The sequence below is a fragment of the Bacillus sp. Nf3 genome, from assembly GCF_003028545.1.
GTDB lineage: Bacteria > Bacillota > Bacilli > Bacillales > Bacillaceae > Bacillus > Bacillus safensis.
Map to the genome: position 1 here is coordinate 1 of NZ_PYUA01000022.1, position 849 is coordinate 849.

The 849-nt window shown below is 67.0% G+C and carries 2 protein-coding genes; both read left to right on the forward strand.

The window, feature by feature from the left end; all coding sequences use genetic code 11:
* Positions 1–193 (forward strand): class I SAM-dependent methyltransferase family protein (locus tag C9414_RS20650; RefSeq protein ID WP_181286172.1); only part of this gene is annotated, 193 nt, incomplete at its 5' end.
* On the forward strand, positions 193–849 hold a 657-nt coding region (locus C9414_RS20655), incomplete at its 3' end, for a phosphatase PAP2 family protein (RefSeq protein WP_142398063.1). The genes C9414_RS20650 and C9414_RS20655, both read left to right, overlap by 1 nt.

The following is an 849-nucleotide window of genomic DNA, read 5'->3' on the forward strand; positions in this document are numbered from 1 at the left end:
GCCCTGGCACCCGCAGCTGGAATTCATCGCCCGCGCGCTGACCAGCCATCGCGGTGGCGCAGCGTGGGTGATGCGTCGCCGTACCCAGCAGGAGATGGATGAGCTGGTGCGCCTGGCCGGATTCGAGAAGGTGGCCCAGCGCATCGACGAGTTCGGCATCTTCACCGTGTCGCTGGCGCGCCGGACCGCGTGATGGCGACGCTCGCCGCAACCCCGCTGGCCGCGGAAGGGCGCCCCTGGCGGCGCGCCCTGCTGTGGTTGGCCCTGCTGGGGCCGTTCTTCTTCGCCAGCTATGGCTTTGCCAACTGGATGGCTGGCCGCCATGCCGCGCTGCCCGTGGTTGCGTTCGCCTGGGAGGCCCACATTCCGTTCGTGGCGTGGACGATCGTGCCGTACTGGTCGATCGATCTGTTCTACGCCGTCTCGTTCTTCCTGTGCCGGCAGCGGCAGGAACTGGACCGGCATGCGCTGCGCCTGCTCAGTGCACAGCTGATCGCGGTGACCTGCTTCCTGCTGTGGCCGTTGCGTTTCAGCTTCCAGCGGCCAGAGATCGGTGGTGTGTTCGGCTGGCTGTTCGACGTGTTGCTGGGCTTCGACAAGCCGTTCAACCAGGCACCGTCGCTGCACATCGTGCTGCTGATCGTGCTGTGGGTGAAGTTCGCGCAGTACCTGCATGGCGTGTGGCGCTGGGTGCTGCATGTGTGGGCACTGCTGATCGGCGTCTCGGTGCTGACCACGTTCCAGCACCATTTCATCGACATCCCCACCGGCCTGCTGGCCGGTTGGTTGTGCGTCTGGCTGTGGCCGGAGCAGGGCGCGCCACCGTTGCGGGCCTGGCATGCCGCACGC